This is a genomic window from Paenisporosarcina sp. P4_E4_2, assembly GCF_056401595.1.
Map to the genome: position 1 here is coordinate 1 of NZ_JBFUJC010000035.1, position 15,465 is coordinate 15,465.

Annotated in this window: 16 protein-coding genes; all 16 read right to left on the bottom strand. The window is 40.9% G+C overall.

From position 1 onward, the window contains the following. Positions 1 to 581 (bottom strand): SpoIID/LytB domain-containing protein (locus AC1DSB_RS04955; protein ID WP_477585965.1); only part of this gene is annotated, 581 nt, incomplete at its 3' end. A gap of 500 nt (positions 582 to 1,081) precedes the next feature. Continuing rightward, on the bottom strand, positions 1,082 to 2,383 hold the full coding sequence (gene murA, locus AC1DSB_RS04960; protein WP_477530879.1) for a UDP-N-acetylglucosamine 1-carboxyvinyltransferase: 1,302 nt from the start codon (positions 2,381 to 2,383) through the stop codon (positions 1,082 to 1,084). 370 nt (positions 2,384 to 2,753) lie between these two features. Further along, on the bottom strand, positions 2,754 to 2,990 hold the full coding sequence (locus tag AC1DSB_RS04965) for a DUF1146 family protein (RefSeq protein WP_016428250.1): 237 nt from the start codon (positions 2,988 to 2,990) through the stop codon (positions 2,754 to 2,756). Positions 2,991 to 3,309: 319 nt separating this feature from the next. Beyond that, on the bottom strand, positions 3,310 to 3,717 hold the full coding sequence (locus AC1DSB_RS04970) for a F0F1 ATP synthase subunit epsilon (RefSeq protein WP_016428251.1): 408 nt from the start codon (positions 3,715 to 3,717) through the stop codon (positions 3,310 to 3,312). Positions 3,718 to 3,741: 24 nt separating this feature from the next. After that, positions 3,742 to 5,157 (bottom strand): F0F1 ATP synthase subunit beta, encoded by a 1,416-nt coding sequence (gene atpD, locus AC1DSB_RS04975; protein WP_016428252.1) that lies wholly within the window; start codon positions 5,155 to 5,157, stop codon positions 3,742 to 3,744. Positions 5,158 to 5,187: 30 nt separating this feature from the next. Continuing rightward, the gene (gene atpG, locus AC1DSB_RS04980; RefSeq protein WP_477530878.1) at positions 5,188 to 6,045 is read right to left on the bottom strand and encodes an ATP synthase F1 subunit gamma; all 858 of its coding nucleotides are present in this window, start codon (positions 6,043 to 6,045) and stop codon (positions 5,188 to 5,190) included. 42 nt (positions 6,046 to 6,087) lie between these two features. Further along, complete coding sequence (gene atpA, locus AC1DSB_RS04985) at positions 6,088 to 7,596, bottom strand: F0F1 ATP synthase subunit alpha (RefSeq protein WP_016428254.1); 1,509 nt, start codon at positions 7,594 to 7,596, stop codon at positions 6,088 to 6,090. A gap of 27 nt (positions 7,597 to 7,623) precedes the next feature. After that, positions 7,624 to 8,160, bottom strand: coding sequence for a F0F1 ATP synthase subunit delta (locus AC1DSB_RS04990; RefSeq protein WP_016428255.1), 537 nt, complete (start codon positions 8,158 to 8,160; stop codon positions 7,624 to 7,626). Next, complete coding sequence (gene atpF / locus AC1DSB_RS04995; RefSeq protein ID WP_016428256.1) at positions 8,157 to 8,690, bottom strand: F0F1 ATP synthase subunit B; 534 nt, start codon at positions 8,688 to 8,690, stop codon at positions 8,157 to 8,159. Before atpF ends, AC1DSB_RS04990 begins: the two co-directional genes overlap by 4 nt. A gap of 150 nt (positions 8,691 to 8,840) precedes the next feature. Next, complete coding sequence (gene atpE / locus AC1DSB_RS05000) at positions 8,841 to 9,065, bottom strand: F0F1 ATP synthase subunit C (RefSeq protein WP_016428257.1); 225 nt, start codon at positions 9,063 to 9,065, stop codon at positions 8,841 to 8,843. A gap of 59 nt (positions 9,066 to 9,124) precedes the next feature. Next, positions 9,125 to 9,835: a F0F1 ATP synthase subunit A gene (atpB, locus tag AC1DSB_RS05005; protein WP_477585973.1), complete on the bottom strand. Its 711-nt coding sequence runs from the start codon at positions 9,833 to 9,835 to the stop codon at positions 9,125 to 9,127. A gap of 240 nt (positions 9,836 to 10,075) precedes the next feature. Continuing rightward, positions 10,076 to 10,288 carry an AtpZ/AtpI family protein gene (locus AC1DSB_RS05010; protein ID WP_342542165.1) on the bottom strand — a complete coding sequence of 71 codons (213 nt, stop codon included), beginning with the start codon at positions 10,286 to 10,288 and terminating at the stop codon, positions 10,076 to 10,078. A gap of 474 nt (positions 10,289 to 10,762) precedes the next feature. Continuing rightward, complete coding sequence (gene wecB / locus AC1DSB_RS05015) at positions 10,763 to 11,878, bottom strand: non-hydrolyzing UDP-N-acetylglucosamine 2-epimerase (RefSeq protein WP_477585967.1); 1,116 nt, start codon at positions 11,876 to 11,878, stop codon at positions 10,763 to 10,765. A gap of 19 nt (positions 11,879 to 11,897) precedes the next feature. Next, a complete protein-coding gene (gene upp / locus AC1DSB_RS05020; RefSeq protein ID WP_016428261.1) occupies positions 11,898 to 12,527 on the bottom strand; it encodes a uracil phosphoribosyltransferase in 630 nt (209 codons plus the stop codon). A gap of 370 nt (positions 12,528 to 12,897) precedes the next feature. Beyond that, positions 12,898 to 14,283, bottom strand: coding sequence for an amino acid permease (locus tag AC1DSB_RS05025; RefSeq protein WP_477585969.1), 1,386 nt, complete (start codon positions 14,281 to 14,283; stop codon positions 12,898 to 12,900). Between the two features lie 397 nt (positions 14,284 to 14,680). After that, a partial coding sequence (locus AC1DSB_RS05030) for a serine hydroxymethyltransferase (protein ID WP_477585971.1) occupies positions 14,681 to 15,465 on the bottom strand: 785 nt, incomplete at its 5' end.

Here is a 15,465-nt window from a genome sequence, read left to right on the forward strand (position 1 = left end):
ATGGTATCCCCCAGGCTATCCGTGATGACTAAATATGGAATGTCGTTACCACTATACCCTTTCGCGCTTTCCGTTTTCCCATTGCTCGTGGAGAAAAACATGGCTGTGATGAGTTCATTATTATAGGTAAGAATTTGTGAGGCAGTTTCCGTGATTGCTTGTGCGATGTTTGGAGGGGATATGCGTTCACTCGGTGAGATGAACGCTTGGTGTGAAGTAGTTGGTTTAATAGATTTTGAACCAAAATTGGTTGTTTTGAGTGCGAATGTTCGTGCGGCAATTGCTTGCGCTTTTAAGGCCTCTAGCTGGAACGTAGCTGGCATTTCTGCTTGTACGACACCTTTGACATAGTCCTCTAATGGAAACGGCTCAGCATGCCCTTCCACGCGAATTAGTATAGGTTCACAAGCTACAACATTGTCGGTTTCGGGTTCGGGTGCTGACTCTTGCCCTTGTTGCGGTAGTTTCTTAATTATTTGCAGTGGCAGGAGGAATAAACAGAGACAGGTGATGACAATGGCTAAGTATCTCATGGTGGAATATATGATGATAGAGTAAAGAATATGAATTACAGAGAGCATTAGAATTTATCTGGATTTAATGCGAGTAAATCTAGATTTCAAATGGGTTTCTTCATATCGTATGTCGAGATCTCTTATCAGCATCGCAACGGAAACAAAACACTTCTATGGAATTTTTTTGGAAGTAACTGGGCGAATGGGAATAGTGCGAACGGGAATAAAGTACTCGCGAGAGGGATTAAACGTATCCTTAATAGGAACAAATCTTGAAAGGGAATAAAAACTCCCTCCCGTTAATATTGCCACACTTCTAACAGGAGTAAAGCGTAAACAAACCAACTTGCCCCCTCCCACTTCATTCTGAGGGGTATTACTGTTACGGATTAATATAAACAAAGTGAGCTTTCCGAATAGGAACAAATAAAAAGGAAATGGCATAAACTAAATATCCCCCTACCCCCTCTTCCCAAAACTGAGTATTAACAGGAATAAAATTTTCCACAAAAAAACCGACATCTTGGGTATAAGATGTCGGTTTTTGGAATAGGATAGGATAGGGATTAAACGGTTTGTTGCATTACTTTTTCATCAGAAGACTCAGATGAAACGCGTTCAATGTCTGCTCCAAGTGCCTGTAGTTTCAAGTGGAAGTTCACGTATCCACGGTCAAGATGGTAAAGTTCAGTAACGCGTGTTACGCCTTCTGAAGCCAAGCCCGCTAAAATTAATGCTGCAGCTGCACGTAGATCAGTTGCTGCCACTTCTGCGCCTTGAAGTTCTGATGGTCCTTGCATAATAACCGAGCGACCTTCAATTTTCACATTCCCGTTCATGCGACGGAATTCTTCTACGTGCATAAAGCGGTTTTCAAATACCGTTTCAGTCAACATTCCCGTGCCTGTTGCCGTTAACATCAATGCCATCATTTGTGATTGCATGTCAGTCGGGAAGCCAGGATGCGGCATTGTTTTAATATCCACTGATTTCAATGTTTCAGTTGCACGGATACGAAGTCCGTCTTCTTCTTCATTGATATAAACGCCCATTTCTTCCATTTTGGAAATTAACGCTGCCATATGCTCAGGAACTGCGTTTTCGATTGTTACATCACCTTTTGTGATGGCAGCTGCCACCATGAATGTACCTGCTTCAATACGGTCAGGAATGATATGGTGAAGTGTACCTTCTAATTCTTCTACACCCTCGATGCGAATCGTGTCGGTACCAGCCCCGATAACACGTCCACCCATTTCGTTGATGAAGTTCGCCAAATCTACAATTTCCGGCTCTCTTGCAGCATTTTCAAGAATTGTCGTTCCTTCTGCTAATGCTGCCGCCGTCATGATGTTTTCAGTAGCCCCAACACTTGGGAAGTCCATATAAATTTTAGCACCTTTTAAGCGACCTTCTGTTCTTGCCTCAACAAATCCATGACCAAATGAGATTTCAGCGCCCATCGCTTCAAAACCTTTTAAATGCTGATCGATTGGACGAGAACCGATTGCACAGCCCCCTGGAAGTGCTACACGCGCAAAGCCGTTACGAGCTAAAATCGGTCCCATTACTAAGATCGATGCACGCATTTTACGAACGTATTCGAATTGAGCTTCACTTGATAATGTAGCTGAAGAATCGATAATGACTTCGTTTTGTTTTGGGAAATATTGCACTGATGCACCTAAACTTTTCAATACTTCATTTATCGTGTAAACATCTGCTAAGTTCGCTACGTCACGAATGATGTTTTTTCCTTTTGTTGCTAAAAGAGCTGCTGCCAATACCGGTAGTACCGCATTTTTTGCACCCTCTACTCTTACTTTCCCTGTTAACTTATGGCCGCCTCTTACAATAATTTTATCCAATGTTGACCCTCCATGTTTTATATAATGATTTTTCTCTATGTGTCGATTAAACTCGTATGATGTCATTTATTAGGAATAAAAACATTACTCATATTACAGACATTTCTCGTATAACACAAGTACCCATTCCCTCATTTTTTGTGAACTTTTTGACAAGTAACTGTTTTATATGATACGTAAGTCACAAGTTCTTTGTGTCGGTCAAAATGGAACTCTTTTAAACTCTTTTTTGTTAAGTTATTCTACCTACTAATTCCCTTCGACACTAGGATTAAACCATCCTTCGACAATTTATTTCCCGGGTAATATTTGTTCTCTCCATGGCCATAGCTACGAAACTCGTTCATCTTTATGGACATAAAGAGACTCTTTATGAAAAGAGGAACGGAATCTGTTTCGACCAAGTCGACATGTGCAAAAAGAAGTTCGACACTGAAGAACCGATTGCAATGCTCAAAAGAATGTATAGTAGTTGCACTTGAAAAACATGTTGCTTTTTGACAACTTTTTCGATCATGACAGCACGAAGTGCAAAAAATGTAATTCCGATAAAAAATGTATGCGATAAAATGCCAAGGATTGCTTGTTGCCCAATTTGTGTATACATGGTGATTGCTCCTTTTTGTTTGAAAAGTGGTCGAATTAAGTAAGGAAAACACTTTTGTTAAGATGTTGTCTGGCAGCATACGAACGAATGTGAAAAATTAAGTTAATAAACTTATCACGTTCGAATTGTGTTGAACAATGAAATTGGAGAATGAAAACCCATTTCCAGAAATACATTCGTTACATTCAGATATAACATTGAGCAATGTAAATAAACAACAGTGAATCCTCTATATCGAACTGTGAAATAGAGAGACCCCCACCTATCAAATAAAAAAACGAGTCGAGGAGAATACTACTCCTCGACTCGCCATCTTTTATTAGATGTTACCCTCATTAACGTTGATACGATTCATTGCGCGTTTCAATGATAGTTCCGCACGTTTGAAATCGACGTCGTCTTGTTTTGATAAGTTCAGACGTTCTTCAGCACGTTTCATTGCTTCTTTCGCACGATTGATATCAATTGTGCTAGCTACTTCAGCTGATGGAGCTAGAATGGATACTTGGTCAGGTCGGACTTCCAAGAAACCGCCGCTTACTGCTACGATTTCAGTTGTTCCTTCCTTTTTCAGACGAATGGCACCCACTTTAAGTGGAGCAACCATTGGAATGTGTCCAGGTAGCACACCAATTTCACCAGTTGTTGTAGAGGCAATGATCATGTTGACTTCAGAATCGTATACCGGGCCGTCGGGAGTGACAATATTGACTTTGATGGTCTTCATTTTTTCCCCTCCTGGTCCCTGTTATTAAACTTCAACGCCCATGCTTTTCGCTTTTTCAATAACCTCTTCAATGCGTCCAACTAAACGGAATGCATCTTCAGGTAGGTGATCATATTTACCATCAAGAATTTGTCTGAATCCTTGAACTGTTTCTTTAACCGGTACGTATGAACCTTTTTGGCCAGTGAATTGCTCAGCTACGTGGAAGTTTTGAGATAAGTAGAACTGAATACGACGAGCACGGTTAACCGTTAACTTGTCATCATCAGATAACTCATCCATACCAAGAATCGCGATGATATCTTGAAGTTCTTTGTAGCGTTGAAGTGTTGATTGTACTTGACGAGCAACTGAGTAGTGCTCTTCGCCAACGATTTCAGGTGACAATGCACGAGAAGTTGAAGCCAAAGGATCTACCGCTGGGTAAATACCCATCTCAGAAAGTTTACGTTCTAAGTTTGTTGTTGCATCTAAGTGAGCAAATGTTGTTGCTGGAGCTGGATCCGTATAGTCATCGGCAGGTACGTAAATCGCTTGAATCGATGTTACAGAACCTACGTTAGTAGACGTGATACGCTCTTGCAATTGACCCATTTCAGTAGCAAGTGTTGGTTGGTAACCAACGGCTGATGGCATACGACCTAGAAGGGCTGATACCTCAGAACCTGCTTGAGTGAAACGGAAGATATTATCGATGAACAATAGTACGTCTGCACCTTGCTCATCACGGAAATACTCAGCCATTGTCAAACCAGTCAAGGCAACACGCATACGTGCACCAGGCGGCTCGTTCATTTGACCGAATACCATTGCTGTTTTCTTGATTACGCCAGAATCGCTCATCTCGTGGAATAAGTCATTTCCTTCACGCGTACGCTCACCAACACCTGCGAATACCGAGATACCGCCGTGTTCTTGTGCGATGTTATTGATTAATTCTTGAATAAGTACAGTTTTACCTACACCGGCACCACCGAAGAGACCGATTTTACCACCTTTGATATAAGGAGCTAATAAGTCTACTACTTTGATTCCTGTTTCAAGAATTTCAACTTCTGTTGAAAGGTGTTCGAACGTTGGTGCAAGACGGTGAATCGGGTCACGGCGTAATTCAGCCGGGATCTCTTCGCCTAAGTCAATTACTTCACCAAGTACGTTGAATACACGACCTAATGTGATGTCACCAACTGGAACTGTAATTGCTGATCCAGCGTCTGTAACTTCCGCACCACGTTTCAAGCCATCTGTAGATGACATAGCTACTGTACGGACAGAGTCGTCACCAAGGTGTAACGCAACTTCAAGAGTTAACGTTGTTGGCTCTTGGTTTGGACGTTCAATCGCAACTGTCAATGCGTTATAGATTGCTGGTAACTGGCCGTTGTTGAACTTAACGTCAACAACTGGACCCATTACTTGAAGAACGTGTCCTATGTTCATACTTGTTCCCTCCTGTCTTACTTACTTCTTCTATTCTAGAGCCGCTACGCCGCCGACGATTTCCGTGATTTCTTGGGTAATCGCTGCTTGACGTGCACGGTTGAATTGTAATGTCAATGAACTGATTAGTTCACTTGCGTTATCGGTTGCGCTCTTCATTGCTGTCATACGTGCAGCATGTTCACTTGCTTTGCCGTCTAGTAAAGCACCGTAGATCAAGCTTTCCGCATATTGTGGAAGCAGTACTTCAAGAATTGCTTCGCCTGAAGGCTCGAATTCATATGAAGCAGCTGTGCTTGTCATTGCGATGTCCGTTAACGGAAGCACCTTTTTCTCTGTAACGTCTTGTTGAATGGCGCTAACAAAATGGTTGTAGTACATATAAAGTTCATCATACATACCTTCTGTGAACATACCAACAGCCTTGCGCGCTATTTCTTTAATATCAGCAAATGAAGGCTGATCCGGTAAACCGACTGCACTTTCAATTACTGTAATGCCGCGTTTCGTGAAGAAATCACGACCGATACGTCCAACTGCAAAGACTACAAATTGATCATTTGATGTGTGACGTTCACGAATTGCATTCGTTACAGCACGTAACACGTTACTGTTGTATGCACCCGCAAGTCCACGGTCAGCAGTGATGACGAGGTAAGCTGTCTTAGCTACAGGGCGAGATTTGAGCATTGCATGCCCATTATCGCTAGTTCCTGAAGCGATTGCTCCTACGACATCTTCAATTTTCGCCATGTAAGGAACGAATGATTTCGCATTCAATTCTGCACGGTTCAATTTCGAAGCCGACACCATTTGCATCGCTTTTGTAATCTGGCTCGTTTTCTTTGTCGATGTTATTCGGCTTTTAATGTCGCGTAATGATGCCACTGGTATTTCACCACCTTATCGTTTTTTATTCATCCAAAAAGATTACTCTGATTTAGCAAATGTCTTTTTAAACGCTGAGATCGCGTTTACTAAGTCTTCGTCAGCAGGAAGATCTTTTGTTGTACGGATGTGATCTAAAACGTTTGTGTGGTTTGAATCTAACCAGCTATGCAATTCGTTCTCGAAACGAACGATATCTTGAACTGGAATATCATCTAAGTGACCACGTGTAAGAGCGTAAAGAATAATAACTTGTTTTTCAACCTTAAGCGGTTTGTTCAAGTCTTGTTTCAATACTTCTACTGTACGTGCACCACGGTTTAATTTGGATTGAGTTATTTTATCAAGGTCAGAACCGAATTGAGCGAATGCTTCAAGTTCACGGAATGCAGCTAAGTCAAGACGTAGTGTACCCGCAACTTTTTTCATTGCTTTAATTTGAGCTGAACCACCAACACGTGATACTGAAAGACCCGCGTTGATTGCTGGACGAACACCTGAGAAGAATAGGTCAGATTGTAAGAAGATCTGTCCATCCGTAATCGAAATTACGTTTGTTGGAATATAAGCAGAGATATCTCCAGCTTGTGTCTCAACGAATGGAAGAGCTGTAATTGACCCTGAACCAAGTGTTTCATTCAACTTAGCAGCACGCTCTAACAAGCGGCTATGTAAGTAGAATACATCCCCTGGATATGCTTCACGACCCGGAGGACGACGAAGTAATAATGAAAGTTCGCGGTAAGCAGCAGCTTGTTTAGATAAATCATCATAAACAATTAGTACATGCTTGCCATCAAACATGAATTCTTCCGCCATTGTAATACCTGTGTAAGGAGCTAGGTACAATAATGGAGCTGGTTGAGATGCTGATGCAGTAACAACGATTGTGTATTCTAATGCGCCGTTTTTACGAAGCGTTTCAACTACGTTACGAACAGTCGATTCTTTTTGACCGATTGCTACGTAAATACAAATCATGTTTTGGTCAGCTTGGTTAAGGATTGTATCGATCGCAACAGCTGTTTTACCTGTTTGACGGTCACCGATGATTAACTCACGTTGACCACGGCCGATCGGCACTAGTGCGTCAATCGCTTTGATCCCAGTTTGCAATGGTTCATGAACCGATTTACGGGCCATAACACCTTGTGCTGGGCTTTCGATTGGACGAGTTTTTGTTGTGTTGATTGGGCCTAAGCCATCAACTGGTTGGCCTAGTGGATTGACAACACGGCCAATCAATTCTGGTCCAACTGGTACTTCCATAATACGGCCTGTACGACGTACTTCATCGCCTTCTTTGATATCTGCATATGGTCCTAGAATAACGATACCTACGTTGTTCGCTTCTAAGTTTTGTGCCATACCCATAACACCGGTAGAGAATTCCAATAATTCTCCAGCCATGACGTTGTCGAGACCATGAGCACGAGCGATACCATCACCAATTTGGATAACTGTACCCACATCGCTAACTTTCATCTCAGATTGATAATTTTCAATCTGCTGTTTAATCAAGACACTGATTTCTTCAGCTTTGATGCTCATGTATGTCACCTCTTTCGTTTCATAATATTAACCAATAAGTTGTTTTTTCAAGCGGTCTAGCTTAGCGCTTACGCTGCTATCGAAAATACGATTCCCGATTTGAAGACGAATGCCACCAATCAATGATGGATCAATTTCGTTTTCAATGCGTAAAGAGTTCACCCCTACTTTGTGTGCAAATGCAGACGAAATCGCCGCACGCTCATCATCAGTCAAAGGACGTGTAGAGAATACTTTCGCGTCAGCAATACCTTGTGCTTCGTTTGAAAGTGTTTCAAATTCAGTAGCTACTGCCACTACTTCATTGATTCGTTTACGGTCAATCAACACTTGCAGTGTATTCACTACGAATGGATTAGCTTTACCGAATAACTCACGAATCAACTCTTTTTTACGGTCTAAAGAAAGCTTTGGAGAAGCAAGCATAACCTGCAATTCACGATTTTCTTTAAATACCACTTTCACTTCACGGAAATCTTCTTCCACGTGAGCTAGTTGGTTATGTTGTTGTGCTAGTTGAAACAATGCTAGGGCATAACGTTTCGCTGCAGTTGATTGACTCACACTACATCGCCTGCCTTCGCAATCGTTTCTTCGATTAACGCACGGTTATCTTCTTCAGAAATTTGTTTTCCAAGAACTTTAGATGCTGCAAGAACAGATAGAGATACAACTTCTTCGCGTACTGCTGCGATAGCTTTTTCTTTTTCTGTTTCAATCTCACGGACAGCTGATTCTTTCAAACGGCCTGCTTCAGCGCGTGCAGTTGTGATGATTTCTTCACGTTGTGCATCGCCTTGTTGCTTCGCGTTTTCAACAATCGCTTGTGCTTCTGTGCGTGCTTCTTTTAATAAGGCACGTTGTTCTTCAAGTAATTGATGTGATTCTTGGCGGCTTTTTTCAGCTGCTTCGATTTCACTAACAATTAACTCTTCACGTTGCTTCATTACTCCCATCAACGGACCCCATGCGAATTTCTTCAATAGGACCATTAAAAGGATGAAAACGATTAAAGTAGCAAAAATGTCACCAGTGTTAAGTGCTTTTACAGCATGTTCTGTAGTGGCATTTAGGACGAGGTAATCCAAAAACACGATTGTTTCACTCCCTTCAAGAGCTTCAAGTCTTTATCTGAATCTAAACARATGGATTTTCTATGTTTAAAAACGATCAATATTCATAAGAGAATGACGAAGAATCGTCAAAGATCAACTTCGCCATTACCATTTGTGAGTATATATATATTATTTGTTTAAAACGATGAACGCGATAACTACTGCGATGATAGGAAGGGCTTCTACTAATGCAACCCCGATGTACATTGTTGTTTGTAATAATCCACGTGCTTCAGGTTGGCGAGCCATACCTTCGATTGTTTTTGAAACGATTAATCCGTTACCGATACCTGCTCCTAGAGCTCCTAAACCGATTGCGATTGCTGCTGCTAAAATACCAATTGAACCTTCCATGTGTGTGTTGCCTCCTTGAAATTTGTTTTTTCTTTGTTCAAGTATTGAACAAGTTATACTTAATGATCATGACTCACTTTGTGAGACATATAAACCATTGTTAAAATGACGAAGATGAACGATTGAATCGTTCCGACGAAAATCGAGAAACCTTRCCAAGCTAATGTTGGAATCAATGCTCCTGCAAAACCAAAAAWACTTGCGCCGCCAATACCTGCTAGTAACCCTAGCAATACTTCCCCTGCATAAATGTTCCCGTAAAGTCGAAGACCAAGTGTCACCGTATTGGCGAACTCTTCTACAATCTTAAGGGGCAGAAGGAACGGTAAAGGTTTCAAGAAATCTTTTCCGTACTCGGAAAGACCTTTTAACTTGATGCCATAGTAATGAGTTAATATCATGACCATAACCGCTAACGTCATCGTTATGATTGGATCTGCGGTTGGAGATTTCCACCACAATTCACCATTGATAACGATTGAAAATGGTAGACCTAACATGTTCGCTACAAAGATGAACATGATAAGCGTAATACCTAGAACATGGAATCGTCCACCTGTATTCCAGTCCATATTGCTTTTGATAATCCCTTTTACGAAGTCCATTAACCACTCCATAAAATTTTGCATACCAGTTGGCTTTAAACTTAAGTTCCGAGTAGAAACTACYGCGATTAATAGAACGATAAGTGCCGTTACTGTTAGCATCATAACGTTTGATAGGTTGAACGTAAGCCCAAGCCATACCACCGTCGGGTTCTCATGATGCACGTGCATTCACCTCTCTTTCACAATTCGGTATAGAGTTTTTCATGTATATAATCCTGTCTACTATTAATAGAAGACAATCGAGATTACTGAATTCATGCTTCTTCCTGATTTCGACATTCTTCATGTCAAACCGAAAGAAATTCTTGCAAAGGGTGTTTAAACGGAAAGTAGTTTCTATGTATGGTCTTACTGTTGAAACTGTTAAATGAGTTTCTTCCTATACATAAATAACGGTCTAAATCATGATTCACTCTTTTGAATGGTCAAGATCATGGCTGTTACACCGACTGCAAGGCCAATGAACAGAAAAAGCACTAAAAATAACGGGGTGGTGTCTATTTTGTCATCGAGCCACATTCCAGTGAAAACTCCTATTAAAATAGAACCAACAAGTTGTGAGAGAATAGCCGAATAAAGGGCCATTTCTTGTAAAGGACGTCTCGTTTGACGCATGGTGATCCTCACGTTTTTGCATGACTTTGTAAAAATCGCGAATCTGATAGAAAGCAGATACGACAAGGTTTCAACGTGAATTATACACATGAAAGCCCTCTCATTCATACCCTTTGTAAGCATACAATAGGGGTAAAATGATGTCAATTGATTCCCGTGAAAAACTTCACAAAGTCGCCTCAATCGACATATTGTCGACAAATTTGCAAACAGCAGGCTGAGTTGTTATGAAATATCTTTTTTTGGTGCTGGTGCAGATTGTTTAGTAGTGGTTATCTCGATGTTTATCTCGTATTCGAAGAAGGTTATCTGCATTTTGTGTGGTGATATCTTCAATTCGAGTAGCGTTATCTAGATTTCACCTACGTTTATCTAGAATTCGGACAACTATATCTAAAATTCACGTTTTCGGATACAATTCCCTAACAATGTCATAGTGAAAGGGACTGCCGAGGCTGTCCCTTTTCCTTTTTTCTACTTATTTAAATAGTCTTTCAGCGCTTCAACGATTCGTCTTGATGCTTCACCGTCACCATACGGGTTGGATGCATGAGACATTGACGCATAAGCTTCATCGTTCGTCAGCAAATCTTTTGCTAAACCATAAATTGTTTCTTCGTCCGTACCCGCTAGCTTCAATGTTCCTGCCGCGATTCCTTCTGGACGTTCAGTCGTATCGCGCAATACAAGAACCGGTTTCCCTAAAGAAGGTGCTTCTTCCTGCACGCCGCCTGAATCAGTCAATATAATGAAAGAACGTGCTGCGAAGTTATGGAAATCGAGTACTTCTAGAGGCTCGATCAAGTGAATGCGTGGATCATTTCCAAGGATTTCWCTAGCTATTTCACGTACAGCAGGATTCATATGAACTGGGTAGACAACTTGTACGTCGTCATGTTCTTCAATCAAACGTTTGATTGCACGGAACATGTTGCGCATCGGTTCACCCAAGTTTTCACGACGGTGTGCCGTCAATAAAATCATTCGGTCTGAGCCGATTTGTTCCAGTACAGGATGCGAGTACTCTTCGCGAACCGTTGTTTTCAACGCGTCAATCGCCGTGTTGCCTGTTACGACAATGCGATCTTCCGGTTTGTTTTCACGGCGAAGGTTATCTGCAGATACTTCCGTTGGTGAGAAATGCAGGTCTGCCATAACACCAGTTAATTGGCGGTTCATTTCCTCAGGGTATGGTGAGTATTTATTAAATGTACGAAGTCCCGCTTCTACGTGACCAACTGCGATTTGGTTATAGAAAGCCGCTAAGCTTGCAATGAAAGTCGTTGTCGTATCGCCATGTACCAAGACGATGTCGGGCTTCGATTCTTTCATGACTGCATCCAATCCTTCAAGTCCACGTGTTGTCACGTCGATTAAAGTCTGGCGGTCTTTCATAATGTTCAAATCGAAGTCAGGTGTAATGCCGAATGTGTCCAATACTTGGTCAAGCATTTGGCGATGTTGCGCCGTTACGGTCACGATGGATTCGATTTCGTCTGTATGTTTTTCTAATTCCAATACGAGTGGTGCCATTTTAATTGCTTCTGGGCGTGTCCCAAAAATCGTCATGACTTTCCATTTTTTCGTCAAGGTCAAAGCACTTCCTTACTTATTTTGTTCCGAACAAACGGTCACCAGCATCGCCAAGTCCTGGCACGATGTAACCATGGTCGTCCAATTTTTCGTCAAGGGCAGCAATGTAGATATCAACATCAGGGTGTGCTTGTTGAAGAACCTCTACACCTTCTGGAGCAGCGATTAAGCACATAAATTTAATGCTTTTTGCACCGCGGTTTTTCAAAGCATTGATTGCAACAAGTGCAGATCCACCCGTTGCAAGCATTGGATCAACTAATATAAAATCACGCTCTTCAACGTCCGCTGGGAGCTTCACATAATATTCGATAGGCTGTAAAGTTTCTGGATCACGGTATAAGCCGATATGTCCGACTTTAGCCGCTGGGATTAATGTTAAAATACCGTCTACCATACCGATACCGGCACGCAAAATTGGCACGATGCCTAATTTTTTACCAGATAAAACTTTTGCTTTAGCTGTTGTTACTGGCGTTTCTACTTCAACATCATCAAGAGGCATATCGCGTGTAATTTCAAAAGCCATCAATGTTGCTACTTCATCTACCAATTCGCGAAATTCTTTCGTACCCGTCTTCTTGTCACGGATATATGTTAATTTATGTTGGATCAATGGATGATCAAATACGTATACTTTTCCCATTTTGTCCTCTCCTTTAACGTTCAAACTTTATCTATTATAGCAGAAAAAAACGGTTACGCTCGACTCCCTTCATATTTACATTTTTAAGAAAGTTTCGTTTATATGACAAGATGATTGATTGAAAGGTTCCTTTCCAATTGGAGAGGAGTGTTTATTCCCTCTCTTATTTTGATTTGTTCTCTTTCGCGAATGTTTATTCCTTTTATATAATTTATTTGAATTCTCAATACAAGCACACCAAGTTTTCCCTTATGAAAATTACCTTATAATGTATTTAAGCTATTTTTATCCTTTCAAATCATGTCTGTCGAAAAAATAAGAAAAGCACCACAGACTAATCGTCCATGGTGCCTTAAAATTCCACACTATTTTACTTCGAGTGATGGGCTCGGTTCTTTTTGTGGAACCCTTTTCCATAATAATAAACTGTTAAGAAAACTAGCCATAGTGGCCCAACAACAAGTGCGATTCTTGTATCCGGGGAATATGCCATTACAACGATAACAAACACTAGGAAAGCAAGTGCAATATAAGATGTGATCGGGAAGAAAGGAACTTTGTATTTCAGTTTTGCTTTCTCCGCAGGTTTTAGTTTCTTACGGAATTGGATTTGAGAAACCAAAATAATCCCCCACGTCCAGATAGCACCGAAAGTTGCGATGCTCGTTACCCATGTAAATACTTTAGCCGGCACTATATAATTCAAAATTACCCCAACCAGTAAAACTATTGCTGTTGCAATAACGGCTTTTCCTGGAACACCGTTTCTTGTCAGGTTTGCAAATTTCTTTGGAGCTTCACCGTGTTCTGCTAAGTTAAACAACATTCTTCCAGTACTGAAAATCCCACTGTTACAAGAAGATAGTGCTGCTGTCAAAATAACGAAGTTGATGATACCAGCTGCGCCAGGAATACCGATTTGTTCAAATGCCATTACAAACGGGCTTCCTTTTGATCCGATTTCCTCCCATGGATAAATGGACATGATGACAAATAGTGCCCCTACGTAGAAAATCAGAATGCGCCAGAAAACCGAATCAATCGCTTTTGCAAGCGATTTCTCTGGATTTTTGACTTCTCCAGCTGTTACACCAATCATTTCAATACCAAGGAAAGCAAACATAACCATTTGCAGAGATAATAAAAGCCCTTYAATTCCGTTCGGGAAGAAGCCCCCGTGTTCCCATAAATTACTGATACCGGTTGCAATGCCCCCGTTACCAATACCAAATAMAATCATGCCTGCCCCAATAAAGATCATCGCGATAATCGTGACGATTTTAATTAAAGCAAACCAGAACTCCAATTCACCATACGCTTTGACTGCTAAAAAGTTAATCGAAGCCATTGCAACTAATGCTGCTAAAGCCCAAATCCAGCGCGGCGTGTCTGGATACCAGTATTCCATATAAATACCAACAGCCGTTATTTCGGCCATACAAGTTACGACCCATAAGAACCAATAATTCCATCCAGTTATGTATCCTGCCAACGGTCCTAAGTAATCACGTGCGTATTTACTAAACGAACCCGCTACTGGTTTGTGAATAGCCATTTCCCCAAGTGCTCTCATAATAAAGAACATCATCATCCCAGCGAATGCATATCCAAATAAAATACTCGGTCCTGCTAACTTTATTGCAGTTGCAGATCCAAGAAACAGTCCTACTCCGATGGCTGCTCCTAAAGACATCAGTGTTATATGCCTTTCTTCAAGCCCCCGTTGAAGACCTTTTGGTTGCGTCTTGCCCTTCATATTTAAATCCCCCTTAGTTCTTCTGTGCTTCGTGATGAAAAATAGTTTTTCAATTTATAATACTCTTTTAAAATAAGTATTATACAAATATAAAACATTTCTAATAGTTTGACTAGTTACATATGTGCTAGTAGCAAGCGACGATTTTACTATTCAAAATAGATGAATATGCCTCCTACACAATATTTTGGTAATTATTTTCCAAACTTTACGGTCTTGAGGTAATGGTAGGAATACCCCAATATCACTCGGCTGAACATTATTTTAGCCAAAAAAATTTCTAATATTGAGTTACTTTTATAGTATTTCAATATTTCAAATAGAATGATTTCCCATAAAAAAGAAGGGCTTCTCCAAATGGGAGAAGTCCTTCATAATTATGCATAAATCAATTCTTCTATACCTGATAAAGAGGGAACTTAGAAGTAAGTTCTGCTACTCGTTCAGCCGCTTCTTTATGAACTGCTTCGTCTTCGTGGTTTTTCAATAATTTCGACATGATTGACGCGATTTCTTTCATTTCTGGTTCTTTGAAACCACGAGATGTTACAGCTGGTGTTCCAATTCGGATACCTGAAGTAACGAATGGGCTTTCTTTATCGAAAGGAATCGTATTTTTGTTCACTGTAATGCCAACCTCGTCCAATAACTTTTCTGCTACTTTACCAGTTAAGTTCAAAGACTTTAAGTTAACGAGCAGTAAGTGATTGTCCGTGCCGCCTGAAACAACATCAATGCCTTCATCAATTAAGCAGTTAGATAATGCTTTCGCATTTTTGACCACTTGTTGAATATACGTTTTGAATTCAGGTTGTTGTGCTTCTCCAAATGCTATTGCTTTCGAAGCGATTACATGCATCAATGGACCACCTTGAATCCCTGGGAAAATTGTTTTATCAATTTTCTTCGCAAATTCTTCGGTTGTAAGAATCAATCCGCCACGTGGGCCACGAAGTGTTTTGTGGGTCGTTGACGTTACAAAGTGAGCATGAGGTACTGGATTTGGATGCTCTCCAGCTGCTACTAAGCCAGCAATGTGAGCCATATCAACCATTAAGTACGCTCCGACTTCATCTGCAATTTCACGGAATTTAGCAAAATCAAGTGTACGTGAATACGCGCTTGCTCCAGCAACAATCATTTTTGGTTTATGTTGCAAGGCTTTTTCGCGCACATCCGAGT

Coding starts and splice junctions, on each gene's coding strand:
- AC1DSB_RS04965 (WP_016428250.1), bottom strand. CDS start 2,990: ATGTATACACAAATTGGGCAACAAGCAATCCTTGGCATTTTATCGCAT.
- AC1DSB_RS04970 (WP_016428251.1), bottom strand. CDS start 3,717: ATGAAGACCATCAAAGTCAATATTGTCACTCCCGACGGCCCGGTATAC.
- atpD (WP_016428252.1), bottom strand. CDS start 5,157: ATGAACATAGGACACGTTCTTCAAGTAATGGGTCCAGTTGTTGACGTT.
- atpA (WP_016428254.1), bottom strand. CDS start 7,596: ATGAGCATCAAAGCTGAAGAAATCAGTGTCTTGATTAAACAGCAGATT.
- atpE (WP_016428257.1), bottom strand. CDS start 9,065: ATGGAAGGTTCAATTGGTATTTTAGCAGCAGCAATCGCAATCGGTTTA.
- AC1DSB_RS05010 (WP_342542165.1), bottom strand. CDS start 10,288: ATGCGTCAAACGAGACGTCCTTTACAAGAAATGGCCCTTTATTCGGCT.
- upp (WP_016428261.1), bottom strand. CDS start 12,527: ATGGGAAAAGTATACGTATTTGATCATCCATTGATCCAACATAAATTA.